This window comes from Mucilaginibacter corticis, from assembly GCF_007558865.1.
Lineage (GTDB): Bacteria > Bacteroidota > Bacteroidia > Sphingobacteriales > Sphingobacteriaceae > Mucilaginibacter > Mucilaginibacter corticis.
Map to the genome: position 1 here is coordinate 1 of NZ_VLPK01000001.1, position 26,106 is coordinate 26,106.

General features: G+C 42.9%; 28 protein-coding genes. 22 read left to right on the forward strand and 6 right to left on the reverse strand.

Features of this window, described 5'->3' with window-relative positions:
- The 16 genes from FO440_RS00005 to FO440_RS00080 form a co-directional block, all read left to right on the forward strand.
- Positions 1–790, forward strand: a 790-nt coding sequence (locus FO440_RS00005) for an amidohydrolase family protein (RefSeq protein ID WP_144246182.1), incomplete at its 5' end; no start/stop codon positions are given.
- A gap of 60 nt (positions 791–850) precedes the next feature.
- The gene (locus FO440_RS00010) at positions 851–1,417 is read left to right on the forward strand and encodes a Crp/Fnr family transcriptional regulator (protein ID WP_144246183.1); all 567 of its coding nucleotides are present in this window, start codon (positions 851–853) and stop codon (positions 1,415–1,417) included.
- A gap of 58 nt (positions 1,418–1,475) precedes the next feature.
- Positions 1,476–2,471 (forward strand): phosphotransferase, encoded by a 996-nt coding sequence (locus FO440_RS00015; RefSeq protein ID WP_144246184.1) that lies wholly within the window; start codon positions 1,476–1,478, stop codon positions 2,469–2,471.
- Positions 2,472–2,655: 184 nt separating this feature from the next.
- Positions 2,656–3,354 carry a hypothetical protein gene (locus tag FO440_RS24260; RefSeq protein ID WP_186292533.1) on the forward strand — a complete coding sequence of 233 codons (699 nt, stop codon included), beginning with the start codon at positions 2,656–2,658 and terminating at the stop codon, positions 3,352–3,354.
- The gene (locus tag FO440_RS00025; protein WP_144246185.1) at positions 3,354–4,103 is read left to right on the forward strand and encodes an SDR family NAD(P)-dependent oxidoreductase; all 750 of its coding nucleotides are present in this window, start codon (positions 3,354–3,356) and stop codon (positions 4,101–4,103) included. Before FO440_RS24260 ends, FO440_RS00025 begins: the two co-directional genes overlap by 1 nt.
- Positions 4,104–4,196: 93 nt before the next feature.
- A complete protein-coding gene (locus FO440_RS24650; RefSeq protein WP_144246186.1) occupies positions 4,197–4,967 on the forward strand; it encodes a LuxR C-terminal-related transcriptional regulator in 771 nt (256 codons plus the stop codon).
- 72 nt (positions 4,968–5,039) lie between these two features.
- Positions 5,040–5,333, forward strand: coding sequence for a cupin domain-containing protein (locus FO440_RS00035; RefSeq protein WP_144246187.1), 294 nt, complete (start codon positions 5,040–5,042; stop codon positions 5,331–5,333).
- On the forward strand, positions 5,308–5,529 hold the full coding sequence (locus FO440_RS00040; RefSeq protein ID WP_144246188.1) for a cupin domain-containing protein: 222 nt from the start codon (positions 5,308–5,310) through the stop codon (positions 5,527–5,529). Before FO440_RS00035 ends, FO440_RS00040 begins: the two co-directional genes overlap by 26 nt.
- Positions 5,530–5,775: 246 nt before the next feature.
- Positions 5,776–6,432, forward strand: a complete 657-nt coding sequence (locus tag FO440_RS00045) for a YceI family protein (RefSeq protein ID WP_144246189.1) — start codon at positions 5,776–5,778, stop codon at positions 6,430–6,432.
- Positions 6,433–6,455: 23 nt separating this feature from the next.
- Positions 6,456–7,745 carry an OmpA family protein gene (locus tag FO440_RS00050; RefSeq protein WP_144246190.1) on the forward strand — a complete coding sequence of 430 codons (1,290 nt, stop codon included), beginning with the start codon at positions 6,456–6,458 and terminating at the stop codon, positions 7,743–7,745.
- A 37-nt stretch (positions 7,746–7,782) separates the two neighbouring features.
- Complete coding sequence (locus tag FO440_RS00055; protein WP_144246191.1) at positions 7,783–8,553, forward strand: DUF5602 domain-containing protein; 771 nt, start codon at positions 7,783–7,785, stop codon at positions 8,551–8,553.
- A gap of 22 nt (positions 8,554–8,575) precedes the next feature.
- A complete protein-coding gene (locus tag FO440_RS00060; protein WP_144246192.1) occupies positions 8,576–8,968 on the forward strand; it encodes a RidA family protein in 393 nt (130 codons plus the stop codon).
- A gap of 138 nt (positions 8,969–9,106) precedes the next feature.
- Entirely contained in the window at positions 9,107–9,781 is a 675-nt protein-coding gene (locus tag FO440_RS00065; protein ID WP_144246193.1) for a hemerythrin domain-containing protein, read from the forward strand.
- 44 nt (positions 9,782–9,825) lie between these two features.
- On the forward strand, positions 9,826–10,884 hold the full coding sequence (locus FO440_RS00070) for a sensor histidine kinase (RefSeq protein WP_144246194.1): 1,059 nt from the start codon (positions 9,826–9,828) through the stop codon (positions 10,882–10,884).
- Positions 10,865–11,644, forward strand: a complete 780-nt coding sequence (locus FO440_RS00075; RefSeq protein ID WP_144246195.1) for a LytR/AlgR family response regulator transcription factor — start codon at positions 10,865–10,867, stop codon at positions 11,642–11,644. Before FO440_RS00070 ends, FO440_RS00075 begins: the two co-directional genes overlap by 20 nt.
- Before the next feature lie 10 nt (positions 11,645–11,654).
- Positions 11,655–12,545 (forward strand): NmrA/HSCARG family protein, encoded by an 891-nt coding sequence (locus tag FO440_RS00080; RefSeq protein ID WP_144246196.1) that lies wholly within the window; start codon positions 11,655–11,657, stop codon positions 12,543–12,545.
- A gap of 60 nt (positions 12,546–12,605) precedes the next feature.
- On the opposite strand, the gene FO440_RS00085 is transcribed toward FO440_RS00080, so the two are convergent.
- The 3 genes from FO440_RS00085 to FO440_RS00095 form a co-directional block, all read right to left on the reverse strand.
- Entirely contained in the window at positions 12,606–13,061 is a 456-nt protein-coding gene (locus FO440_RS00085; protein WP_144246197.1) for a DoxX family protein, read from the reverse strand.
- An 8-nt stretch (positions 13,062–13,069) separates the two neighbouring features.
- Positions 13,070–13,429 (reverse strand): SnoaL-like domain-containing protein, encoded by a 360-nt coding sequence (locus FO440_RS00090; protein ID WP_144246198.1) that lies wholly within the window; start codon positions 13,427–13,429, stop codon positions 13,070–13,072.
- A 97-nt stretch (positions 13,430–13,526) separates the two neighbouring features.
- Positions 13,527–14,114: a Crp/Fnr family transcriptional regulator gene (locus FO440_RS00095; RefSeq protein ID WP_144246199.1), complete on the reverse strand. Its 588-nt coding sequence runs from the start codon at positions 14,112–14,114 to the stop codon at positions 13,527–13,529.
- Between the two features lie 154 nt (positions 14,115–14,268).
- Here FO440_RS00095 and FO440_RS24965 point away from each other — a divergent pair, with 154 nt between their 5' ends.
- The 5 genes from FO440_RS24965 to FO440_RS00115 all read left to right on the forward strand — a co-directional run bounded on the left by FO440_RS24965 (position 14,269) and on the right by FO440_RS00115 (position 20,350).
- The gene (locus FO440_RS24965) at positions 14,269–14,391 is read left to right on the forward strand and encodes a hypothetical protein (RefSeq protein ID WP_262711464.1); all 123 of its coding nucleotides are present in this window, start codon (positions 14,269–14,271) and stop codon (positions 14,389–14,391) included.
- A gap of 245 nt (positions 14,392–14,636) precedes the next feature.
- Positions 14,637–15,128 carry an ImuA family protein gene (locus FO440_RS00100; RefSeq protein ID WP_246104141.1) on the forward strand — a complete coding sequence of 164 codons (492 nt, stop codon included), beginning with the start codon at positions 14,637–14,639 and terminating at the stop codon, positions 15,126–15,128.
- Between the two features lie 3 nt (positions 15,129–15,131).
- On the forward strand, positions 15,132–16,628 hold the full coding sequence (locus tag FO440_RS00105) for a Y-family DNA polymerase (RefSeq protein WP_144246201.1): 1,497 nt from the start codon (positions 15,132–15,134) through the stop codon (positions 16,626–16,628).
- 11 nt (positions 16,629–16,639) lie between these two features.
- On the forward strand, positions 16,640–19,843 hold the full coding sequence (locus FO440_RS00110; protein WP_144246202.1) for an error-prone DNA polymerase: 3,204 nt from the start codon (positions 16,640–16,642) through the stop codon (positions 19,841–19,843).
- 102 nt (positions 19,844–19,945) lie between these two features.
- Positions 19,946–20,350, forward strand: coding sequence for a DUF4180 domain-containing protein (locus FO440_RS00115; RefSeq protein WP_246104142.1), 405 nt, complete (start codon positions 19,946–19,948; stop codon positions 20,348–20,350).
- On the opposite strand, the gene FO440_RS24655 is transcribed toward FO440_RS00115, so the two are convergent.
- The 3 genes from FO440_RS24655 to FO440_RS00125 form a co-directional block, all read right to left on the reverse strand.
- Positions 20,248–20,613 (reverse strand): aminotransferase-like domain-containing protein, encoded by a 366-nt coding sequence (locus FO440_RS24655; RefSeq protein ID WP_222103970.1) that lies wholly within the window; start codon positions 20,611–20,613, stop codon positions 20,248–20,250. The genes FO440_RS00115 and FO440_RS24655 overlap by 103 nt on opposite strands.
- 664 nt (positions 20,614–21,277) lie before the next feature.
- On the reverse strand, positions 21,278–21,880 hold the full coding sequence (locus tag FO440_RS00120) for a hypothetical protein (protein ID WP_144246203.1): 603 nt from the start codon (positions 21,878–21,880) through the stop codon (positions 21,278–21,280).
- 23 nt (positions 21,881–21,903) lie between these two features.
- A complete protein-coding gene (locus FO440_RS00125; RefSeq protein ID WP_144246204.1) occupies positions 21,904–23,685 on the reverse strand; it encodes a hypothetical protein in 1,782 nt (593 codons plus the stop codon).
- 174 nt (positions 23,686–23,859) lie between these two features.
- Between FO440_RS00125 and FO440_RS00130 the strand changes: the two genes are divergently transcribed.
- Positions 23,860–24,627 carry a LuxR C-terminal-related transcriptional regulator gene (locus tag FO440_RS00130; protein WP_144246205.1) on the forward strand — a complete coding sequence of 256 codons (768 nt, stop codon included), beginning with the start codon at positions 23,860–23,862 and terminating at the stop codon, positions 24,625–24,627.
- The last annotated feature ends 1,479 nt before the right edge of the window (positions 24,628–26,106 follow it).

Consider the following 26,106-nt stretch of genomic DNA (forward strand, 5'->3'; position numbering starts at 1 on the left):
AGCCATTAGGGGCCCGGAATATTCTTTATTTGATGTTGCGAAACAAGATATAGAGCTGGCACGTAAATTCGGACTACCCATCTCTATGCACGTTGGTTGCGGAACATTCGCCGATAAATACAAAGCAGTGCAACAATTAGCCAAAGCAAATTTATTGGGCCCGGATATGAATTTTGCGCACTGTAATTTCCTGATCGGGGAAGATTTCAGGTTGCTGGCAGACCATGGTTGCTCGGTATCCATCACGCCCGAAGTCGAAATGCAAATGGGTTTAGGTTTTCCGGCTACCGGTAAAGCCATTGCAGCCGGCATGGCGCCCTCATTAGGCGTGGATGTGGTAACAGCCGCAGGCGGCGACATCTTTACGCAAATGCGCATCGCGCTGCAAACTGAACGGGCATTGGCTAACAATAGCGTATTGCTTTCAGGTGAAATGCCGCAAAAGATCGGTCTAAACGCTGCTGACGCTTTGACCTGGGCCACTATTAATGGAGCCAAAGCATTGCAATTGGACAAAAAAACCGGTTCTTTAACACCTGGTAAACAAGCCGATCTGATCCTGTTACGCACCGATTTGTTGAATATCGCGCCGGTGGTCATAAACCCGGTTAATTCAATTGTATCACAGGCCAGTTCAGCCAATATTGATACTGTATTCGTAGCGGGTAAAGCAGTTAAACGAAATGGTAAACTGGTTGACCGCGATTTGGCAGCACTCCGTGCGAAAGCTAAAGCATCTTCTGTTTACATCTATGAAAAAGCATTGGTAAATAGCCTTCACGCCGGTTAAAACACGCTTTAACTTTATTTTAGCAAGTAATATTTTATCTTTAAATATGATGAAAGCAGGATGAGGATACTTTTTAATATCGAAAGGCTTATTAATCCTTCGCAGGAGGAAAAAGCAGCGCTGGAGCGTATTGTTAAAACCAGGATGCTTAAAAAGAATGAACATTTTTTAAATGAAGGTGATCTGTGTGAAACGATCGCCTTCATCGAAAAAGGGAGCGTTCGATATTATTACCAGTTAGAGGACCGGCAAGTTTGTAAGGATTTTCTACTGGAGAATGGCTTGGTTTGTTCTTTCGGCAGCCTGTTTTCGCAAGAACCATCAACGATCTATATTCAGGCGCTGGAAGATACCGAACTTGCGGAGATCAATTACGAAGACATACAGCAATTGTGTGAAAGCTATCCCATTTGGAATAAGTTGGCCCGCATTATCATTCAGGAACAGGTGATCCGCGCCGAAAAGCGTGAAGGCGCCTTTTTGAAAGACCTGCCCGAAACCCGATTTCAGTCACTGATTGCTGAACACCCCACCATCTTTAAGCGTGTCCCCCTACAATATATTGCCAGTTATTTAGGCATGACACGGGAGACCTTGAGCCGTTACCGCAATAAATTAAACAAATGATAATCTGTTTGTGATCTGAATCAAATGCAGGCAGTGCTGTATTTGGTTTCTTTGCAATATGGAAACTATATTAACTGTGATACCTGCTGATAAATCAGCAGCCGTTAAAACGGCTTTATTACAAGCATTTCAAACAGAAGAACCTGAAAGCATCGAAATACTGAGCGGTGGCCTTTCTACAGCTTTGGTTTATAAGATAGGTATTCGGGGAAAGCATTATCTGCTTAGATTAGTTATGGAAGTAAACGCCATGAACGATCCTAAGCGACAATTTACCTGCCTGCGTTTGGCAGCTTCGGCAGAAATTGCCCCGAAAGTTTATTATACATCGGTGACAGATGGCATCTCTATCACTGATTTTATCTACACGCAACCGCAAACTGACAAAACCAATCTGCTACATGAACTGGCAACAACCGCTAAAAAAATTCATGAGCTGCCCTTATTTCCGTCATTCATGAATTTCCTTGAGGGTATTGATCTATTTATTGTCGGATTCAAAGCCTCAGGTTTGTTTTCGGCGACAGCCACAGCGGAACTGTTTGCTTTGTATCATAAAATCAGGACAACTTATCACTGGCAAGAAGTCGATCTGGTTTCCAGTCACAATGACTTGAATCCTAATAATATTCTTTTTGATGGTGCCAAAAGCTGGATCATTGACTGGGAGGCGGCTTTTTTAAATGACCGTTACGTGGATTTAGCGATTATCGCGCAATCCTATGCCCGCAAGCCGGAACAACAGCATTTATTGTTAAAGACCTACTTCGACGCAGAGCCTACCGATTACCAAAAAGCACGTTTTTTTCTGATGCAACAAGTTTGCCTGCTCTACTATGGACTGATGATGTTCCGGTTGGTTACCGACCATGTTGTTACTGATACTGACCTTTCTGCACCTTCCCCCGAAGACTTTTATGCTTTGCTTGCCGGTGGTCAGGTATCCCTGAATAATGCTGAGGGACAATTACAATATGGGAAGGTGCTTTTTAATCAGCTTCTGATCAATTTGCGGTCGCAGAAATTTGAAGAAGCATTAGAGCTTTTATCGTAGTCTACAATAAGGTATTGCACTGGTAAGCCCTTGTGACGTAGTTTTTGGTTTACACATTTGATTCAAACTACAACGCCAATTCAGGCAGTGGTTATGGCAGTTCATGCTAATGCTTCTTTCCCGGAATGACGGGGCAACGCAATTTTGTCCCATCATTCAATAATTAAAAGAAAAAAGCAAAACAATGAAAACTCAAAAGATCAATTTAATGGTTAGCTGCCTTGCAGCATTGATGATCAGCTTTAGCAGCTGTTCAAAATCTACAGATGTTAAGCCCGGAGCTAATGGCACAGGGAACACCAGCAATACCGGCACTACAGGAAATCCGGGAAGTACAGGGAACACCAGCAACACCGGCACTGGTAATACTGGAAACACTGGCAACACTGGTAGTACTGGTAGTACTGGTAATCAAGGCAATTCCGGCGGCGGAAAACATGTTGTAGACGCTAAACTGGTAGGTACTTGGTTATGGACGCAGGGCAGCGATGCCGCGTACTATGATGCTAACGGAACCTACGTAGGCGATGCCTACGGATTTGCCACCCAGTTTACAATCAAAGCCGATGGTACCGGCAGTTGCTACATGCACCTGTATTCTTCGCTTGGGCCCGGCTCGACCATCGTAGTGGACATATCCTCTACCGGCTTTTTTGAAACCGATAGCCAGGGACATTTGGGTTACTTTCCAACTGCCGGCACTTATGAATCAAGCAATAGCGGCAGCAGAAACCTGTACCCAAGCGAATTGTATGATGAAGCGAATAAATCAGGCAAGGTATTTCTATACCAGGATGTAAAAGTAACCAGCCAGGGCGGCCGTAACTGTTACACCACTACCGCGAGTGATGGTACTGTCGACACTTATTTTAAAGTCAACTAATGGAAAAGCTATCAGGTAAAGTGGCCGTGGTCACCGGCGCATCAAAAGGGATTGGTGCTTCTATAGCTAAGAGCCTGGCTGCAGAGGGTGCATCAGTAGTAGTTAATTACGCCTCGTCCAAAGAAACCGCCGAAGAAATCGTATCCGGTATTGTTGGCAACGGCGGCAGGGCGATTGCTGTAAAAGGCGATGTTGCTTCCCCGGCGGATATTAGTCGGCTGTTCGAAGAAACAATGAATGCATTTGGCGCGGTGGATATTCTGGTAAATAACGCGGGCGTTTACAAATTCGGCGCTATAGAGCAAGTTAGCGAAGCAGATTTTCATCACCATTTCAATACCAATGTTTTGGGCGTTTTGCTAACCACACAAGCGGCGCTTAAAAGCTTTAATGAAAATGGTGGTAGTATTATCAACATCGGTTCATTAGTAAGTACTATCGCACCGGCTTACAGCTCAGTTTATTCAGCAACCAAGGGTGCTGTTGATGCTATAACTCATGTATTGTCTAAGGAACTTGGGCCAAGAAACATTCGCGTTAACTCCATAAACCCCGGCATGGTTGTTACAGAAGGCACAGTTAACGCTGGAATTATCGGCAGTGACTTTGAGGCGGAAAACATCCGCCTATCACCGCTGGGCCGCATCGGCCAGCCCGAAGATATCGCTATGATGGCCATCTTCCTGGCATCAGAAGAGTCACGCTGGCTAACCGGCGAAACCTTGCTGGCAGGCGGCGGGGTTCGTTAAGCAATAATAGCCAATATTTCGTTTCGCGAAGTATTGGCTATTTGCGTTTATCCTGAAAATGCGAAATTTGTATATTGTAATAAATAGCAAATTTTGGAAGAAAATAATGATCAATCTAACCTGCTGGTAAGTCTGAGGGTATTGAACCAGATAGGCGCATCCATTATCTCTGAACAAAGTATTGAAGAGATGATCGATACCGTGTATTACAATGTTAACCAATTGATAGATGCCTATTCGTTTGCGATTGGTATTTACAACCCGGTTTCAGAGCGGATCGAGTACATAGGCGCAAGAGAAAACAATATAAAGCTGCCTGCTTTTTCCATCTACGCCCATGACCGGGAACGATTTTCAGGATGGATCTTTACACATAAAAAAGAAGTCATCATTAATGACTATGCAACTGAATATGCCTTATATGTACCGCGCCCGGTAACCCCACTGCAAGGTATGGTTCCTGCCTCATGTATGTATGTTCCGTTATTTGTTCAAAAAGAAATTATTGGCATTTTATCTGTAAGAACTATGGTAAAAAATGCCTATTCAGCACGGTCTCTTGAATTTTTAAAAACACTGAGTGTATTTATTTCCAAGGCAATTGAAAACAACCGTGCAAAGTCTCCCCAGCGAGAAGAGGTTCGCAGCACACCGGCTAATTATCACTTAAATCCGCTATCGGGGAGAGAAATAGAAGTATTGAACCTGCTGGCAAAAGGTTTTGCTAATAAGGCTATTGCCGGTGAACTTTTTGTAGCTGCAAGTACGGTAAAAACGCATACCCTGAATATTTATCAAAAGCTGGAAGCTGCCAATAGAACCGAAGCTATTGTAAAAGCAAAACAATACGGGTTGATCAACTAAAATCCACCATTTGGTTGAGAACGCCCCCTAATATCCCCATTAACTTTGTTTCATAATTAAAAAGAAAGATTTATGAACAACTTATTTAACAACACCGCATTACATGTCCATAGCGAAAACATGCTGGAACGCTCCCGCTGGTATGGCCCTAATTTAATGACATTTTTAACTACATCTGCCGAAACCAATGGCCAGTTTTCATTGATCAAATGCGTATTGCGCAAAGGTTTTGAACCGCCACTTCACGTCCATAGCCGTGAGGACGAAAGCATTTTCATACTATCCGGTGAAATAAACTATGAGATAGGCGAGAAAACGGTTACCGCTAAAGCCGGCGATTATGTACACTTACCCAGGTCCGTATAATTTGATGAGTGATACCGCTACATTTATACTCCTGATCACACCCGGTGGTTTCGAAGAAATGTTTCTTCAATTTAGCCGGCCTGCATTGGCTATGGAGTTGCCACCGGTTCCGACAGAAAAACCCGGTCAGGAATTTTTTGAGCGGATGGAAAAGCTTAACAAGCAATTAGGCATAACCGTGTTGCCCGTGTTTTAACCTTCTCTTTGTGATTTGAATCAAATGTCCGGCTTTTTCTGGCGCTTACCTTTGTTCTGAAATAAAAAAAGCATGAAGCGCATTTGAATTTAAGGCATTACTACGATCATTAACCGGGGCCCCGGTTAATTTAAAAGTACCAACTACAATTCAGTCGACAGGAATTACAGTTCATCCATATACACCTATGGCCGGACCGGCCGCCTGTGCACTTTTGTCTAAACTTTAAACAACAGAAAAAACGTCATGAAAAAATTATTATCTATTACACTATTAATTGCGTCGCTGGCCAGTTGCCGGCAAAACAAAACAGAGGTTAAATACCAGGTTAATGAAAACGTATCAAAAGCCTTATGGAAAGGTTCGGCTACGGATCATTTTCACATCGGCTCTTTTAAGGTAACCGGTAATCTAAACGCTGATTTACAAGGAAATGTGACCGGCGGTAATTTTACAATACCTGTGCTTTCGATCCAAGATTTTGACCTAACGGATCCCATCAGGCAAACCTTACTTGCCGACCTAAAAAGCGCTAACTTTTTTAATGTGGCCATTCACCCAAACGCCGAATTCAAAATCACAAAAATTGATACCTGTATAAAAGCAGATACCAACGCGATCGCAGGAGCAAATTATCTGGTGACAGGCAACTTTAGCATGGTTGGGCAAACCCACACCCTATCATTTCCGGCAAAAATCAGCTATATAGCCGATAGCCTGAGAGCCGAGGCGAAATTTAATCTTGATCGCACCAAATGGGGAATGAAGATCTACAGTGATCCTAAACAAAAGTTGTTTATCTATCCTGATGTAAATATTCATTTGGATGTAAGGGCAAAGAAACAGGCAAGGATATCACCCCTGGCTATTCTTGCACCTAATGCAATTCCGGTACAGCAATAATTACCTAAGCTAAATTTAAAAAAATGAAAAAATATATACTATTTATGCTTTGTGTATTGCCTTTAGCCGGCAATGCCCAAGGCTTATTCGGCAGGCTTAAAGAGCGTGCCGCTCAAACGGCAACAGATTTATTGATCAATAAATCTCAGCAGGTTGCCGAGCGAAAGATCGACAAGGCGATAACACCCTCAAAAAATGAGCGGGCCCTGATCGAACAACCGTCTACCAAACACCCGAAGACCATTAACGATAATCCGGCAAATGACTTTAAATTTTATACCCATTATGACTATGTGCCCGGACAAATGGCATTTTATGCTGAGAGTTTTGACAGCGCTAACCTGGGCGAATTACCACAAGGTTGGAATTCTAATGGTAACGGCGCGGTAGTTAACTTAGCGGGCATCCCTGGTAACTGGTTAAAGATGGATCAAAACGCCAGTTTTTTATCCGCTAATACCGCTAAAGCCGGCAAAGAGTTTACGATTGAATTTGACTTAGTATCCAATTTTATAAATGGAAGCTATTTATTGCCTCAATATCAGATAGGAATCTTAAGCAGCGGTAAGGTAGCAGCTAACGATAATTCTTTATTAAAAGATCAGCGTGGCGCTAAAATGCTGGAGCTCGAAATTCGCCCTGGTTTTGATGAACATACTTTTATACAACTTAAAAGCTATAATGCCGGACGGGAGTATTTTGCAGGACCGATAACTGCTTATCCTTCCCTTGAAAATTATAATGGCAAAGTGATGCATGTGGCAATATGTGTACAGCATCAAAGAGTGCGGATGTGGATCAATGGCGACAAGGCGTTTGATGTGCCTAATGCAATAAAAGAAGATGGAGATTTTAATCAGTTTTTCTTCCACAGCGATGCCAGTAATTATAAAAACAGCGATGTCGGGTTTTATTTGGGAAACGTAAAGATGGCTAATGGCCTGCCTGACACCCGAAGCAAGTTGCTAAACGAAGGTGCCTACAGCACAACAGGTATACTTTTCGATCTAAATAAAGCAGAGGTTAGCCCACAATCTTTCGGTGTGCTGAATGAAATAGCACAGATATTAAAAGATAATACCACCCTAAAATTAAAAATAACCGGGCATACGGATGCGGATGGGAAAGATGCCGCTAACAAAATATTAAGTATCGACCGCGCAAATGCAGTTAAAGATCTGCTTGTCAAACAATATGCTATTGAAGCAGAAAGACTGCAAACTGATGGAAAAGGTTCATCCCAACCTGTGGCCGATAATAAAACCAGTATTGGCAAAACGCAAAACCGACGCGTTGAATTCACAAAAATTTAGAAATCCCTTTATTAATAATTCTTAACCCAAAACAACAATGAAAAATCAAATTTCAGTAACAGTAGCTATATTAATGATAGCACTTGCATCTTGCAAAAAAGAAACAGTAACCCACCTTCCTGATCAATTTAAAGGCACCGCGGTGGCCCTGGGTAATGGACACGCATGGTCATGGGTCGAAACAGATGCTCAAAACAAACCTGTAAACGTAGGCATCACTTTTGAAAAAACTGCTTTTTCAAATTTACCTACAGATGGGGATGAGCAGGAGTACATACTAACCATGCCTGCTGAAAAAACCGCTACTCCTTTTCAAATGATAGTTTTAGACTGGAACCCGCACGGCCACCCGCCTGAGCATGTATATGACAAACCACATTTTGATATGCACTTTTATATGATGCCTGAAAGTGACCGTTTGCAAATACCTGATTTTGAAACCGACTCCACCGGGTTTGTTAACTATCCTGCGGCGGCTTATTTGCCACAAAACTATGTTCCAATACCGGGCGGTGAGCCTGAAATGGGAACCCACTGGGTTGATGTTACTTCGCCCGAGCTTTCACAAACCAATCCGCAGCCGTTTACACAAACATTTATATATGGCAGCTATAATGGCAACGTTACTTTTTATGAGCCAATGGCAACACTTGCATTTTTAACCGGCACTAAAACTTTTGAACGTGCCATACCACAACCGGTTAAGTTCAGTCGCGATGGTTATTTCCCAACTAAAATGAGCTTTACCGATAAAGGAACCACATTTGAAGTTACGCTGCATGACTTTATTTACCATTCAAAATCATAATTAAACCAAAAAACACATAACAATGGAAAAGAAAATAGTAAACCCATGGACCTGGCAAGATAACTTTGGTTATGCCCAGGCGGTAGAAGTTAAGCATAACCAGGGCACCCTGTATTGTTCAGGACAAACAGCCATGACCGCCGATGGAAAACCGGCAGGTGGCAACATGAATGATCAAATATTATTAAGCCTGCAGAACCTGGAGAAAGTAATTCACCAGGCTGGTTATAAACCTGCAGGCGTTGTACGCCTTAATTTGTACACTACATCAATAGCCGATTTCTTTGGCGCGTATGGTGTATTAGCCGCCTGGATGCAGCAACACAAAATAGTACCATCAAGCACACTGCTTGAAGTTAAAGCGCTTGCCTTCCCCGAACTCTTGGTTGAAATAGAAGCTACTGTAGTCGGATAATCATCGTAAAATTTCAGAGAGCTCCGCCAATTTAGCGGGGCTTTTTACAATTCATACATCGTTTTTAACAGTTCATACATCATCTTATATAATTAAACACATACAAGTTGGATACTTGTATCATAAAACTTAAACATCATGACAACACCAAGATTTAACGTATTTAATCAAATACACAAAGCCCTGAGGGCCTTAATGTTTAATACCGTAATGCAAATACAACAAACCGACATGAACGACACCAACGCTTCTGCACCGGTTTTAATACAAACCGCATTATTGTTAGAGATTTTTGACGCGCATGCTTACTACGAGGATAACTTTATTCTTGCCGCTGCAGAAAAACATGATCCGGCGCTTGTTGCCGAGTTTGAAAGCGAACACGTAACCGATCTGCAACTAACAGAAAAACTACGTGAACAATTAAGTGCATATGAAATAGCTGATGACAAGCGTGCGGCAGGCAATGGCATTTATTATGCATTGAATGATTTTGTTGCCTTTAACCTGCACCACATGAACAAAGAAGAATCGCTGTTGAATCAAATGCTTTGGGCAAACTACACCGACGAAGAAATAGTAGCTATGGAACATGCTATAACCGCGCACATCCCGGCTGAAAAAATGCCGGTATACTTTGAATGGATGATAAAAGGTATTAACGACCCCGAATTGGCTGCCTGGTTAAAAGCAGTGCAATTTGGTGCACCTGATTTTGTATTTAATGGCTTATTCGAAGCTTGCGGTGTATTTTTATCGGCACCGCGTTTTGACGTTCTAAAAAGCAATATCGCAGCGCCTGTTTGCGCGTAACAAAATCAAAAATTATTTATATTCAGCATAAAAAAAGCAGCCGGATGAAATATTTCAGATTTGCCAGGTGGGATTACTTAGTACTCGTTTTGAGCGTGTACCCTTTTATGATAATAGTGGCCTACCTCATCTTAGGTGATGACTATTTCACACCCGTAACCTTTTTTTATGCTACATTATTGGCATTGCCGGTAAGTACTGCATCCTGGGTTACGCACATCATGACGGCTAATTTCCTGCGTGATTTGCTGCCCAGTCATACTTCAACCACGAAGCGTATACTGATACAATTACCTATTTATTTTATACTTACCCAGATAGGCATTTGTTTTGGTACTTATTTGGTGTTCCATTTGGTACATTTAGCGCACGAGCCGATGAGCTGGCAATCGTTTAAGCCGTTGATTTATGCCGGCTTTATTTTAAACGTGATTGCCACCAGTTCGCATGAAGGTATGATCCTGTTCGACAAATGGAAAATATCGCTTGTAGAAACAGAGCAATTAAAAAAGATCAATTTGCAGCGCCAACTGGATAGTCTGAAAAGCCAGGTAAACCCGCATTTTTTATTCAACAGCCTTAATTGCCTGTCGGCATTAATAAACACTGATCCGCCAAAGGCCAGTGAATTTTTGGATGAAATGAGCAAAGTGTACCGCTATCTGTTACGTTCAAACGATACGGAGCTTACCACACTCACCTCCGAATTGCAGTTTGCCCACTCTTTTTTCCATATGCTAAAAACACGCTATGGCGGCGGCATTGCGCTGCATGTAGACGTAAACCAGGATTATAATGACTATTTATTACCGCCCTTAACCTTGCAATTGTTGATAGAAAACGCGGTTAAGCATAATATGATATTGAAAGATCAGCCATTAATAATTAAAGTATTTACATCAGCCGGCGGTGTTTTAACGGTGACAAATAATCTGCAAAAAAAGAACTCAAAGATCTTGTCAAACAAGGTGGGGCTGCAAAACATAGCTACAAAGTATCAGCTATTGCACCATGTTGATATTGACATTAAAAATGGTCCGGACGATTTTTCGGTGACCGTTCCATTAATAAAAAACCAGGTATATGAAAGTATTAATAGTTGAGGACGAACAACTGGCAGTAGAAAAGCTTACCCAAACGCTGCAGTTGGTAGCACCCAATGCTACGGTAATTGCATCGGCCGACAGCGTTTCTGACTCTGTAAACTGGCTGCGTAATAACCCCGGCAAAGCCGATCTTATCCTGATGGATATTGAATTGGCCGACGGGCAAAGCTTTGCCATTTTTGATGAAGTACAGGTTGATTGTCCGGTAATATTTACTACATCTTATGATGAGTACGCGCTAAAAGCATTTAAAGTTAACAGTATTGATTATTTGCTTAAACCCATACAGCAGGCCGAACTAAAAGGCGCGCTGAATAAACTTCGCTTTTTTAAAGGCGACGATAGCATAGCAGACGACCAGACACTAAAGATAGAGCACCTGGTGCGCGAGCTGCAAAAGCAGTCAGGCATGGTTGAATACCGTAAGCGTTTTTTGGTTAAGCATTTACAAAAATTGGTACCGATAGACGTAGAAACGATAGCCTATTTTTACAGCGACGAGCGGGTTAACTTTTTCAGGTGCTATGATAACAAAAGCTACATTGTGGATTATACCATGGACGATATTGAACAAGTGGTTGATCCTAAGTTATTTTTTCGCCCAAACCGGGCACTCATCGTATCGGTTAATAGTGTAGATCAGATCCAGCCTTACTTTGGCAATCGTTTAGCATTGCGTTTAAAACCTGAATATGAAAAAGAAGCGTTGGTAAGCCGCGAAAAAGTTACCGAATTTAAGATCTGGATGGGGAAATAATTGGTTGGAAATGAAGAAGGGAATTATTGTAGTTTGCGGTGCCACCGGTAACCAGGGCGGCGCGGTGTCACGTAGTTTACTGGCCGATGGAAAGTGGCATGTTATCGCCATAACCCGCGATATTAATTCGGAAAAAGCGAAAAAACTGGAAGAATTAGGGGCCGAGATCAGGTTTGCTGATCTGGAAGATGAGGCCTCATTAATAAATGTTTTTAAAAACGCTTACGGCGTTTTTGGCGTTACACAACCCTGGGCTCCTGATTACAGCAAATGCTACCAGGATAAAGAACTTACCCAGGGATTAAACATTATAAACGCCTGCAAAACGGCCGGCATAAAGCACCTAGTGATGTCATCGGTGATCAACTATGATAATTTGCCAAAAGGAATAGGCCCGTATGACAGTAAGTTAAAGATTGAAGCCTATTTGAAATCCCAAAAGATGTTGTACACCATTGTCCGTTGCGCGCAATTTATGGATAACATCGGTTCACATTTCTTCCCGGTAAAAAATGGCGCGGTAAAAGGCTTTGTCGCACCGGATGTAAAGGTGCCTTATATTGCCTGCAAGAACATAGGGAGTTTTAATACGGTTATATTTAACGACCCTAATCGTTTTTATTGCAGCACCGTTAACCTGGTGGGCGACTTCATTTCCGGCAATGAGATAGCCGGTATTTTACAAAAAATTCGCCATGAGCCTTTTGTATACAGGGCTACTTCAAAATTTATATTGCGCCTCTTCGCGCCCGAATTTCACCAGATGCGGGCCATGTATGAAAAGATTGGACGGCCGCCATATGCCTCAGAAGTAACAGATGTGATCAACCGTTCCATGCTGATGCTTGATGAGCCTATCACGATCAAAGATCACCTGATCGCGGCTGGCTATGCCGCTTAAAAAAAACAGGCCGAAGTTACGCTATACTAAACTTCGGCCTAAGCGGATTGAATCAGTTTGTTAGTTGTTATCAAGCTTCAACAGTATATATCTATCCAAAGAATACCTGCCACCACCGGAAATAATCAATGAAATTGCTATGGCTAAGTACAGTATAAAGTATTCTATACCTTCGCCCTTCTGATTACCAAACCAGTTCATAAAAAAGCCGTATTGAATGTGCGAGGTAAATACAATACCCAAAAGTATCACCATAAACGCTAAGCCTGTAAGCCTTGTGGCTAAACCCAGCAATAAAGCTATCGCGCCAAAAAACTCAATGATGATCTCCAGGAAAGCAATGATCCACGGTAAATGTATGGTCCCGGTAAAAAAGCCCATTGTGCCTGTAAAACCATAGCCGCCAAATAAGCCGAACAATTTTTGCGAACCATGTGCAACCATCACTGTACCCGCAGCCAATCTTAGTACAAGCGGTACGTAATTGTTGTCTGTTTTAAATAAAAATGATCTCATGGTAAAGCTTAGTTAGGGTAAATAAATTGTTCTTTAACAATGAGCCCGTCCTGCCAGAATTGCACAGACACCTGGGTGTAGTTTTTTTCGCCCCACTCGCGGTGTGTGTAATCATAATACCAGATAACCGTAGAAATGTTATCCGCAACGGCGATGCCTTTTACCTCGGCGCTTCGAAACTCGGTAACGTTTTGCAGGAACTCCAGTTCGCGTTCGCGGTTTTTAGCTTTGGTAATAGTAGGCGCAAAATCATTTTCCTGCATCTCTACATTGTCATGGTAATAGGTTTCAAAAGCCTCCATCAACTTGCCATCAAGCACCAAACTGTTAAGGTGCTTTAATGAATTTTCGATTGTTTGTGTTTCCATCTTTGTGTTAAATTTTATATCACAAAGATGCCGGGCAGCAAAAACGTGGACAATCACATAAGGTAAGTAATTACGTTACCATAGGATAACGTGAAGATTAATCTTTTGGGCTTACTAACTGCCGGCGTATACGGCTGAGACTTTGCGGCGTGATGCCTAAAAAGGCAGCTATCTGGTGATTGGGTACACGTTGTTCAATCTGCGGATATTTTTCCTGAAATTCTGCATAGCGCTCCGGTGCAGTTTTTTCTAAGGTGGCGTGCAGTCTTTTGTTGAATGCGATCACAGAGTTACGGTACAGGTCGCGGTAGTAAATATTCATTTTAGGTACTCGCAGGCAAAGCTCGTCAAGCCCGGTACGGGTTATTTGAAGCACATCGGTCTCTTCCAGGCAGTCAATATTATAGGCGCTTGGCTCGCCGGTAAAAAGACTATACAGATCGCCTACCCACCATTCTTCCGGGCCAAAACCAATTACGTGTTCCTGTCCTTTGTCGCTTACAGAATAGGTGCGGGTAAGCCCTTTGGTTACTATAGTTTCGTACTTTACTACATCACCCTGCTGCAAGATATATTGCCCTTTTCTAAATTTCTTTGGCTTAAATAAATCTTGCAGAATGGCTTTTTCATCGTTATCTAAAACGACGCCCATTTTCTCAATATGCAGGTAAAGCAGTTGCCACATAATGACATCAAAAATAATATTTGATTTTTACTTTTAATATAGAGCTATAAGCCATGAAACCAATAATTGTAGAATAAAAACAAAAAATAGTTCTCAACACCATTTGAAATGCTAACATTTTTAGCATTATGTTTGTATATATTTTTTTTAGACGATGATAACAGAGTTTCATATTGATGCTAAACTGGACTGGTGCATGACACCTATTCATATGAAACCTATTACCTATGACCAATGGGATCTTCCTACCTGTTCGCAATTCGAGCTTAATTTTTAACGTAGACTAGTGAGTTAATGGAAAGCAAACAACAGGTGATCAACAAATTGCGGCAGGATATACTAAGCTGGGAAGGCTATAAAGCTCCCACGGCCGGGCGGCGTGCGCAATTAGGGCTGGGCCCGTTGGAATCTGCTTTTCCGCAGGGTGTTTTTCCGCAGCACAGCGTTCATGAATTGGTTTGTGCCAGTACTGAACAGGTCGCGGCTTCGGGTGGTCTTGTGACAGGTATTCTTTCAAAACTGATGCAAGCAGACGGCGTTTGTGTCTGGATCGGTCGGGAAAAGCATTTGTTCGCGCCTGCTCTGGCTACTTTTGGGGTACTACCGCATCAGATCATATTTATCAACCTTCCCAAAGACCGGGACGCCCTTTGGGTCATGGAAGAAGCGCTGAAGTGCCCGGGCCTGACTGCTGTGGTCGCTGAATTAAGAGAAATGGATTTTAAACAATCGCGTCGTTTTCAATTAGCGGTTGAACACAGCCGGGTAACGGGTTTTGTCCTGCGTAACGCCAGTGCTAAACTAAGTTCGACCGCCTGCGCGGCAAGATGGCAGGTCAAATCTTTACCAAGCACCGAAATGAACGGCTTGCCGGGTTTGGGCTTCATGCGCTGGCAGGTGGACCTACTGAAAGTGCGTAACGGGCAGGCAGGAAGCTGGTCACTGGAATGGCAGGACGGTCAGTTTGTACCGGTAGAAGAAAACAGGCAACAAGAAGAAAGGCAGGTAAGTTGAGCGATGCAAAAACGTTTTATGGCGATCTGGTTCCGGCATTTGCTGACGGACGGGCTAACGCGGCGGAGGCAGGAACTAAAGGATTTACCTTTTGTCCTGGCATCACCTGTTAAAAACCGAATAATTATTGTTGCAGCCAGCGCAGCGGCGGAAAAGGAAGGCGCTTTTACCGGAATGGCGGTAGCTGATGCACGGGCCGCGGTATCGGAACTGATGGTGATTGATGCCCTACCGGATCAGGCAGCGGTTTTATTACGGTTGATTGGCCTGGGTTGTATCCGCTATACCCCTTCTGTCGCGCTGGATTTGCCGGATGGTTTGCTGTTGGATATTTCCGGTTGCGCGCATTTATGGGGCGGCGAGCGGGAATATCTCAAAGAGATCGTACTCAAATTACGGGCTGCAGGTTTTGACGCAAGGGCGGCCATCGCCGATACCCCAGGTACCGCCTGGGCAGTAGCCCGATTTGCACTCCGCCGCCCGATCATTGCTAGCGGCGGACAAGCCGCAGCAATTGCGACTTTACCGCCTGCGGCTTTACGTCCCAAACCGGAGATTCTGGAAAATCTGCATAAACTTGGCTTTAACCAGATCAGCCCCTTGCTAGCCATCAAATCACAGATCCTGCGCCGGCGCTTTGGTCAAAGTTTGTTGTTGCGCATAGACCAAGCATTGGGCCATACCGAGGAATATTTGCAGTTTTTAGTGCCACCTGTTCCCTTTACGGAACGCCTGCCATCTCTGGAACCGATACGTACGGTTCCGGGCATTGAGATTGCTATAGAAAAATTACTGGAGATGCTCTGCTCGCGCCTGCAAGCCGAAGGCTTGGGTATCCGCAAGGCTATTTTAAAATGCCACCGTATCGACGGCCGTAAAGTACAGGTAGGCATTACCACCACTAAAGGGTCGCATAGTGTTTCTCACCTGCTACGCCTGTTCAAGTTACAGATTGACAAGATCGAACCGGCATTGGGTATCGAACTATTCGTTCTGGAAGCCCGGCGAACGGAAGAAATGGAAACGGTACAGGAACAGCTTTGGTCGGAATCCAAGGGCCTGGGAGATACGTCGCTGGCAGAACTGCTGGACCGTATTGCCGGCAAGGTAGGTGACGCTGCGATTCAACGGTTTTTACCTGCGGAACATCACTGGCCAGAACTCTCGGTGAAACTGGCCGGTTCATTAACCGAACAGCCCAAAACGGCCTGGCCCGAACTGCCCCGTCCTATTCGCTTGCTGTCCACACCGGAAAAAATTGAGGTGATGGCCCTGGTGCCTGACCACCCACCCAAACTCTTTGTACATAAAAGGAAGCGGCATACGATCGCTAAAGCGGACGGGCCGGAACGTATCGGGCGCGAATGGTGGCAGGATAGCGGGGAACACCGGGACTATTACGTAGTCGAGGACACTGAGGGGCAGCGCTACTGGGTATTCCGTTCGGGGCATTATGATGGCAGCGATGCGACCTGGTATTTACACGGCTATTTTGCCTGAGGGATGGATTTATGGGATATGCAGCTTTACAAGTGACTTCTAATTTCAGCTTTCTGCGCGGGGGGTCACACCCGCAGGAAATGGTTGAGCAAGCTGCTGCTTTAGGTTATTCGGCCATTGCCATCACCGACCATAATACTTTAGCGGGGATTGTCCGGGCACATACCGCGGCTAAAAAAGCGGGGATTCGTTATATTCCTGCCGCCCGCTTAGATCTGAAGGACGGATCCAGTTTGCTGGCTTATCCAACTAATATCCAGGCTTACGGACGTCTGTCCGCTTTGCTGACTTTGGGCAACCTAAGAACGGAGAAAGGCAAATGCGAATTATACAAGGCTGATGTGTACAACTATGCGAAAGGGATGCTATTTGCCGTAGTGCCGCCTGAAAAATTGAATAATCGTTTTGAACTGGATCGTGATTTTTTAGCCGATCTGGCTGAATACCGCGCTCAATTGGGTAAGTCCCTATATATCGCTGCCTCCTTTAATTACATGGGACAGGATACCAAAAGACTATACCGCCTGAAGGAAACCGGGGTTCCGCTGGTAGCTACCGGCGACGTGTGTTACCATAGCCCGGAGCGCCGGGAATTGCAGGATATACTGACCTGTACGCGTGAAAAATGTATGATCAGCAACGCCGGCTTTAAACTACATCCAAACGCCGAGCGGTTTTTAAAACCTACGGAGGAATTGCAGCGTTTGTTCCGGGCCTATCCCGAAGCGCTTACCAATGCCATTGATATTACTTATCGCTGTAATTTTTCACTGGATGAACTCAAATACCTGGCACCCATTGAAGAATACACTGATGGGCTGACCCGGCAGCAGCGGCTGGAAAAGCTCACCTGGGAAAAAGCGCGGGCCTGGTTTGGTGACCCCATACCAGAAAGACACCGCAAGCAAATTGAATTTGAATTGGCCTTTATTGCCCGCCGGGGTATAGCCTGGTATTTTTTGCGGGTTTATAAACAAACTCAACGGGCGGAGGAACTGGGCATCCTGCACCAGGGCCGGGGTTCGGCGGCTAACTCTACGGTTTGTTTTTGTTTGGGGATTACCGCGGTTAACCCGGAACACTCTCGGATGCTGTTCTCGCGCTTTATGTCAGACGCGCGTGATGAATGGCCGGATATCGATGTGGATTATGAACATGAACGCCGGGAGGAGATCATGCAGTTTACCTATGATGACTATGGACGTGACCGGGCCGCTATCGTCGCCACGGTTACCCAACTGCATTACAAAGGCGCTATCCGTGATGTGGGCAAAGCCATGGGACTGTCCGAAGATACGATTGTCCGCTTGGGAGCCACCGTTTGGGATTGGCGCGATGAGGGTATGGATGAAAAGCGGATGCGTGAACAGGGAATTAACCTGAAAGATCCGCATATCCGCAAAGTGTTGGAACTTACCAATCAACTGATCGGCTTTCCCCGCCAGTTGGGCCAGCATACCGGTGGCTTTGTGATCACCGAGGGGCAATTATCCGACTTTTGCCCTGTGCTGAATGCCCGTATGGAAAAGCGCACGCAGTTGGAATGGAACAAGGATGACCTGGAAGATCTGGGTATATTAAAAACTGATGTCTTGAGCCTGGGTATGCTGACCATGCTCCGAAAGGCCTTTGACCTGGTGGAGGAATGGTACGGGCGGAAGCTGACATTGGCCACTATTCCACCAGATGACGAGCAGGTATATGATATGATCTGTGCCGCGGATACCGTCGGGGTGTTCCAGATCGAAAGCCGTGCACAAATGTCCATGTTGCCGCGCTTGCGGCCGCGCAATGCTTATGACCTCACGATACAGGTAGCTATTGTCCGGCCAGGGCCGATACAGGGTGGCATGGTACACCCCTATCTCAAAAGGCGGATGAAATTGGAACCGGTGAGCTATCCGTCCAAAGAGCTGGAAGATATTTTAGGGCGAACTTTAGGTGTACCGCTGTTCCAGGAACAGGCGATGGAAATCGCAATTGTCGCCGGCGGCTTTAGCCCCGCAGAGGCCGATCACTTACGCCGGAGTATGGCTTCGTTCAAGGCTAGTGGTAAGTTGCATATGTATGAGAAAAAACTGGTTGATGGAATGGTGGCCAGGGATTATGACGAAGATTATGCGAGGCGGATATTTAAACAACTACAGGGTTTCGAAGGCTATGGTTTCCCTGAAAGCCATGCGGCTTCTTTTGCCGTACTGGTCTATGCTTCTTCCTATTTAAAATACTATTACCCGGATGTGTTCCTGGCTGCGCTGCTCAACAGTCTGCCGATGGGATTCTACCCGGCCGCCCAACTGGTACAGGATGCCCAAAGGCATGGAGTACAGGTATTGCCGGTTGATGTGAATCATTCGGTTTGGGATAGCTGTCTGGAAAATAAAGGCGGTAAATATTTCACCGTGCGCTTGGGTTTACGCGAAGTGGATGGCCTGCGGGAAGCCGATATGCTGACGCTGGTGACTATGCGGGAACAAGGTTATACGCATATTGATCAACTTCGTTCAACGGGTGTGCCGGAAGCAGCACTGGAAAAACTGGCGAATGCTGACGCTTTCCGTTCGATGGGCGCTGACCGCCGTATGGCATTATGGGAAATAGCAGCCTTAGCTGACCGTCCTATCGGTTTGTTCGAAGGGCAGGTTTCAGAAACGGTACTGGAAGATACCGTGCCGCTGCCGCTGATGACCTTAGGCGAACACGTCGTACAGGACTATATTTCGACCGGCCTTTCCTTAAAAGCACACCCGGTAAATCTGCTCCGCCCGCAATTAACACGCCTGAGAAACATTAAGGTTAGCGAACTTTCCCGTTACAAAGATGGAGATACGGTTAGGCTTGCAGGACTAATCACCGTTCGTCAAAGACCGGGCACCGCCAAAGGAGTATTGTTTATGACCTTAGAGGATGAGAGCGGTTCGGCCAATCTTGTCGTCTGGCAGGCTTTGTTCGACAAATACCGCAAAGAGATCGTTCAATCCAAACTACTGATGGCGGTCGGCAAAGTGCAGATCGGTGATGGTGGGGTAATCCATGTGGTCGTACGCCAGTGTTTTAACATGAGTGTCTTATTAAGAAGTTTAACGGAACGAGATATGCCGCAAACCCTGGCCCGGGGAGATGAAACGAGCAAACCGGTGAATTACGATGGTCGCTCCTCACCACCTACGGGATCGGCTGAGGACGCGTTTTATAAGGGGAAGAATTTTCATTAAAGTAAAATCTGAAATAGCAATAGCTTTGCCGCCTCATTTTCCATTTTATGCAGATAACTATCCATACCAAAAATCAACTTCAGATCGCTGAGTTAACTTCAGATGATATTAATTAAAACACCTGACGACGGCGGGCAGCTCATAGCTGACCTGCATTATCATGGCTTTGAGCTGATCATCATCAAGGTTGCCCAATTAGACCCTGACTTTTTTGAACTTGAAACCCGGCTGGCGGGCGAGGTATTGCAAAAATGTTCTAACTGCCGTATGCGCCTGGTTATTGTCGGCGATTTTACAGCTATAGAAAGCAAAAGCCTACGTGATTTTATCTTTGAAAGTAACAAAGGGAAACTGGTCAATTTTGTCGGCTCTAGTGAAGAGGCTCTGTCCAAGGGCTTAACGGTTTACTTTGCCAGGCTGACCTTCTTAAGCACCTCGACCGCAAATTCCAGATCCTGCTCATTGAGCGAAGCGAACCCGAAGCGAAAAGCGTCGTTTGCCAGATAATCATTTTTCAGGTACGGCAGCCCGATGAGCCGCAGGCCGGAAGCGCTTGCCCTATGCAAAATACCGGCCACCCGGTCCTGTTCTTTAAACTTTAGCCACAAGGCCATCCCTCCCTGCGGTTTGGTGAATTCGACCAAGTGACCGAGTTCCGTGCTAACGAGATCTGCCGCGTAATTGCTACGGTGGCCATAGAATTTGTTCGCCTTCATGATGAACCGGGAGAACTCACCACTCTGCATCAGCGAAGCGATAGTACCTTCCATCCAGGGCATCGCCCCGCATATCGATCAGCATTTTTAGTTTGACCACCTGATTCCAGTGGAAGGTGACAAGGGATTCCGCGTCAAATTGACCACCCGCGAACGAGCAGCTAATGCTGTAGAAGCAACCATCTTTGCGAGGTTTAACATAACCTCCAAAAGCATGGCCAACACTACGATTAGTATGAGTAAGATTAGAAAGATTGGTCATTTTAGAGCCTCGTGGATATTCTGGATAAATTGACCATCTCTTCCGGTAAAGTAAAATTGCATTCCGCAACGCTTTGGTATGTTAAACCACTAATAATAAAAAGTTTTTCTAAGTAGTTGTGTACACAAGTAAATGCTCTGTTTCCCAAGAAATAGAATGGTCAGCCCTCCCGGAATCTCCAATCTGTAATAACTGTATATTCAGAGTCTAAAATATGCTTCGTAAATCGGACTTTCTGACCATTAAGATATACTATCATTTTATCCGATTTCCGATTTGCCTGATCTTTCCCGCTTGTATGCTTATATCAATTGTAATGCCCTAAAATGCTTAAACTATTACTCCCCTCTTTCACTTGACTGCTGGGTATTGCTTAAATTTGTATAGCAAAATGTGTTTCCGTGAATAATCGAATTAAGGTTTCGCACTAATGGAAATATCTATTTGCTTAAAAAACTATTGCATAGCTCCAGCAATTATATTATCAAAGGTTTGATAGGCACATTGATCAAAAACTATTGTTTTTTCATTAATAATGACATGTATCCATCCGTTTAGAGATGGGTACTTGCTATCGTTGACTTTAAAATGGATATATCCATCCTGATTAATTCCGAAGTTTAATAGAATAGTTGAAATTTGGCTAATAGTATTGTAATTACCTGTATAGGGCGTTTTTTTATTAGCCTCAAAAAAACTTAAACCATCACTTGCAAAAAATGCATTTTCAGACATAACAGCTCCTTTACTGTATTTATTTATGCTTGAATTTTTAACCTCAAAGGTTATAATCGGTGATGAAATAGTGGCATAAATAACAGAGTCATTTGCAGCATAATTGTATACGGTACTGGCGCCATATATTGCTTTAAATCTTTGTGTAGTAATATTTATTTTGCAGGCATTGCCATCAATATTTAGTGAAAATGTAACCGTCTTAGCATTAACGATAGGGATTGTGGTATTAATAGGCACTATGAATAATTGTGGTACCATCCCTTCAACATAGGTGTACTTAGTACATGATACAGCAAGGCATGTAACAAAAAGCAATGCCATTTTTTTACAAAAAAAAATTTCATTTATAACGCTTTAAAAATTGTAACAGGAACAAAAATTGAGAATGATATGTAATCTTGTTTAAGTTTAGTATAATTTCCGGGATAGATTACTTCGCCGGCTATAGGATAATTAGGCCCATATTCTACATTAAAACCAATTAAGCTAAATGATAATTTGGCCTCGTAAGAATATACTTTAGCGTTAGCATTTTTCAAAAATGATATGTTTTCGCGATAACCATCCAGTTCTACAAAAGAGTCGTGCGAACCCAAATCAAAGAAAAGCCCTGTCCCATATTTCAATGTGTTATAATTATAGTCTGTAGTAGCTGTTACGTCAACACCCAAAACGGCATCATCTTCAGACATTACACCGCTGCGGCAGGTGTAATCAGCTTTTAATAGAATTTTAAGTTTTCTGCCAAGCCCTAATGATGCACCACCACCATAACTAGTATGATTGCCAGTGCTTCCTGGCGATAATGCATTAAGTCCAAACGTACCATGCGGATTAATTTTGATGTTAATAAATTTATCATTAAAAATTGAAAACAGTAACGAACCATTTACCATGTAGTTATCAGTTGTCATTGGTCTGCTCTCCTTAACAGAACTGTTAGTCAGACGATTAGTCGTAACAGGCAACATTTGAAACCCAAGTCCGAGAGTCCCTTTTAAATAAAGCGATAAATTATCGTCATCATCTTTATTATCTATATTATGATTGAAAAGTTCTGCCATAAATGTGCCGGTAGCGCCTGCTAATGCTCCTAGTGAAGAATTAGATTCATCATCCCTTTTTCGCTGCGCATCTGCCCGGTCACTCATTTGACGGTCATGGTCTGACTCTACATAGCCGGAAGCGGTAGTTGCTGACGGATTGTTTTTTGTTGTATCTGCTTTACTTTTTTCTTTTGCGTTTGTTCTATCTTTTTCCGCTTTTTTATTCTGAACTTCTGTCTGCATCTGATCTACTTCACTGCGCAATTGAGAATTTACGGCCTCCATATTAGTCAAATTATCTTCTGCTGATTGTTGATCACTTTCAGAGAAACTATAATATTGCTTATTTAAGGCGGTAGCCAAACCACCGCTGTATTGTCTAAATTGATTTCTTAATTTATTATATTCTGTCTTATCCACCCCAATTAATGTATTAGCTCTGTCATCTAATGCCATGTACTCTACCATTAATTTTTTTTTTCTATCATCCAACTGTTGTTTTACTTGTTGGTTTGCCTCCTGTTTTTCTTTTAACCATTCGTCTTGATCTTTACCATCTATTAAAATTTTACTAATACCTTTTTCCGTGTCATATTGAACATAATACTGAACCTTTCCAATGTAATAGATAAAATAAGCGGCGACGACTTTTTTGATTGCCAAGAAATAGTGTTCATCATAGCCAGGGGTAATCTTAAACTCGTAAGGTTGAATATCCCCGCCGAAGAAAGAAGCAGACTTCGGTTTATGATCACCCCCAATTCCTGTAACTTTAACCCAAACTCGATGAATGATAATACCCGGATCTCTACTTTTAATAGCGACCCTAGGTTTTCCAAGAATAATCCCATCGCGGTCGTTTATCGATTTCTCCCAAAAAAAGTCTATACCTGCGTATGTGCCGATCCAGCCAGGTTGGGTCACTGTGTGTCCTATGTATAAAGGCAACCATGCAGTTAATGACTGCCACTTAATAGTAAAAGGGCCATCCTGTGTTTGTACTGTTCTTTGATCAGTTTGCGCGTATAAGATACCCGAAGCAATTAATAACAATGTAAGGCAAAGTATTTTTTTTATCATAACAAAATGATTTTTCCAAAAAACATTCTTTAGACGGTATTATTTAGTAACTTCTTTTAAAGAATATAATAGCACTAAATATAGAATCATATTGCAACATAAAACAATCCCCATTTATAGGTAAATTTAATTTTGTATATTGTTAACCAATTACTTATCACAAAGTATTGATGCATGGAACTTGAACTTTTTAATGCCGAAACCAACAAATTATGGAAAACAGCCGCGGGCGGAAAAACTGATGACCAGCTTCAGTTTGAGCTGAACCTTCAAAAAAAACTATTAAACTTTTTCCAGGTGGGCGACTATTATTATTACCTTTTTAATCTGGAGACCCTGGATTTTGATTTGGTAAGTAGCGAGATAAAAACCATGTTGGGGTATCAACCATCGCAGGTAGATATTAATTTTTTCATGGAGATGGTGCATCCTGATGATCGCAGCTGGTTTTTAGCTTTTGAAACAAAAACGGCCGAATTCTTGGCAAGCCTGCCTGTTGAAAAACTGATGAAGTATAAGGTAAGGTATGATTTTCGCATAAGAAAAAGTGACGGTGCGTATATCCGGATCCTGCACCAGGTAGCCGTAGTGCAGCACGACGAAAATGGGGGCATATTGCGAACATTAGGGATACACACAGACATTACACATTTAAAATCCGAAGGAAAACCGGTAGCCTCTTATATAGGCATGGATGGTGAGCCATCATATTTAAATGTAGATGTAAAAAATGATTATGTAAAAAGTAAAGAGGTTTTGACCCGGAGAGAAAAAGAAGTACTCCGGCTTATGATTAAAGGAAAATTAAGCAAGGAAATAAGCGATGCCTTAAACATTAGTAAACAAACAGTTGATTCGCATCGCAAAAATATGCTCACTAAAACTAATCTTAAAAATACAGTCGAGCTTGTAGTGGCAGCGATTAATCGCGGGTGGCTATAATTTATTTAAAGTCAGAACAAATTAACAATCACATTTGCGACAGTTGATAAAAGGGGTCTTAAACCCCATTATTAAATAAAGTGTAGCAAGTATTCAGAAATCTTACCTTGCCTATTATTGCATAAATTTGCGTAATAGGCTCTCTCAACATGAAAAACGATTTTAATCTCCACATAAATGATTTTATTCTTAATCAAAGAAGGGTGAATAGTATCTTCAGAAAAGAGACAGGTTTACACAGAACGCATCTCGAAATCTTATTATTTGCTAATTCGGTACCGACTTTTAACCCATACCAAGTTCAACAACAGTTTGTAGAGATGAACTTACAACAAGTACGATTGGGAATACGGAAACTTGTTAATTGCGGCGCAATAGAAATGTGGTGTGTAGGCGTCCGGAATAAGCCGGCGGTATATTTGATAACTGAAAGAGGAAAACAACTATTAAATACTTACACTAAGTCGTGGCTATCAAACATCCCCCAAAATTGAGTTTGACATTTTAGCCGGACAAATCATGCAATTTGCCACTTTTCATAAATATGGCACTGCTAATCGTTTTCAAATAAACAATCGCTTGAAGCGGCTTTTAGAAGGCTCTACAGCCCCATCATAATGACTTGTTCATGGTAGCCATTCTTTTGTTAATTATACAAAAGGTCCAGTAGGCCTTTTTTTTACATTCCAGCCAAAAAAGCAAGATGGCACCAAACAATATGCTAAAACTACCAATGGAATAGTAATTAATATTACGAAAGCCACTTATCATTAGAAGCAATACCCCTATCAGTGTACACCGAATTAGTATTCTTTCGAAAAGTGTTGTAAAAAATCTTGTTGAGCTTTGGGAATAAATACGTCGATAAACAGCATCAAGAAAGTTGTTTACTTCAGAAATTGGCACCCTGGTAAAGGTATTCGCTAAATAAGTATAGCGCTTTAATTCTTTATTAGTTAAAAGATTTAAAGAAATATCAGCAAATGCTTTTTGAACCGGATCTAACTGAAGAGACGATAATTTTTCCTGAGAGGAACGCGCGTCAGTTAATAACTGATCAACTTTACTGCTGGATAAAAAGCTCCACATAAATAATGTAAATGCCTTAAGTCCCTATCAGCTTTAGTTAAAAAAATTAGCGTGGGACTAAAACCTGTCCGCGACGAGGTACTGGTATACCCAAGGCATAACAAAGTAATAGCCCACGCATAGCGTGAGCGTATCCACTTCGTCCTTTGCCTTTTAAAAATTACCAGTTTTCGTCGCAAGAACTTAGCTTAACGCTAATAAAATAAATTTCTTTGGTGCACAGCACCTGAGGGTAAAAATACTGTTTTTTTAGATAGACTGATTTAATTGCGGAAATACTATTTTATGAAATGATTATATAGGGAAGCACAATTTCAACAATCGATCATTTTCATAATAGCAATTGATTTAGCATTTACATATTCCAATTATTTGTCAACCCAAGGTCGC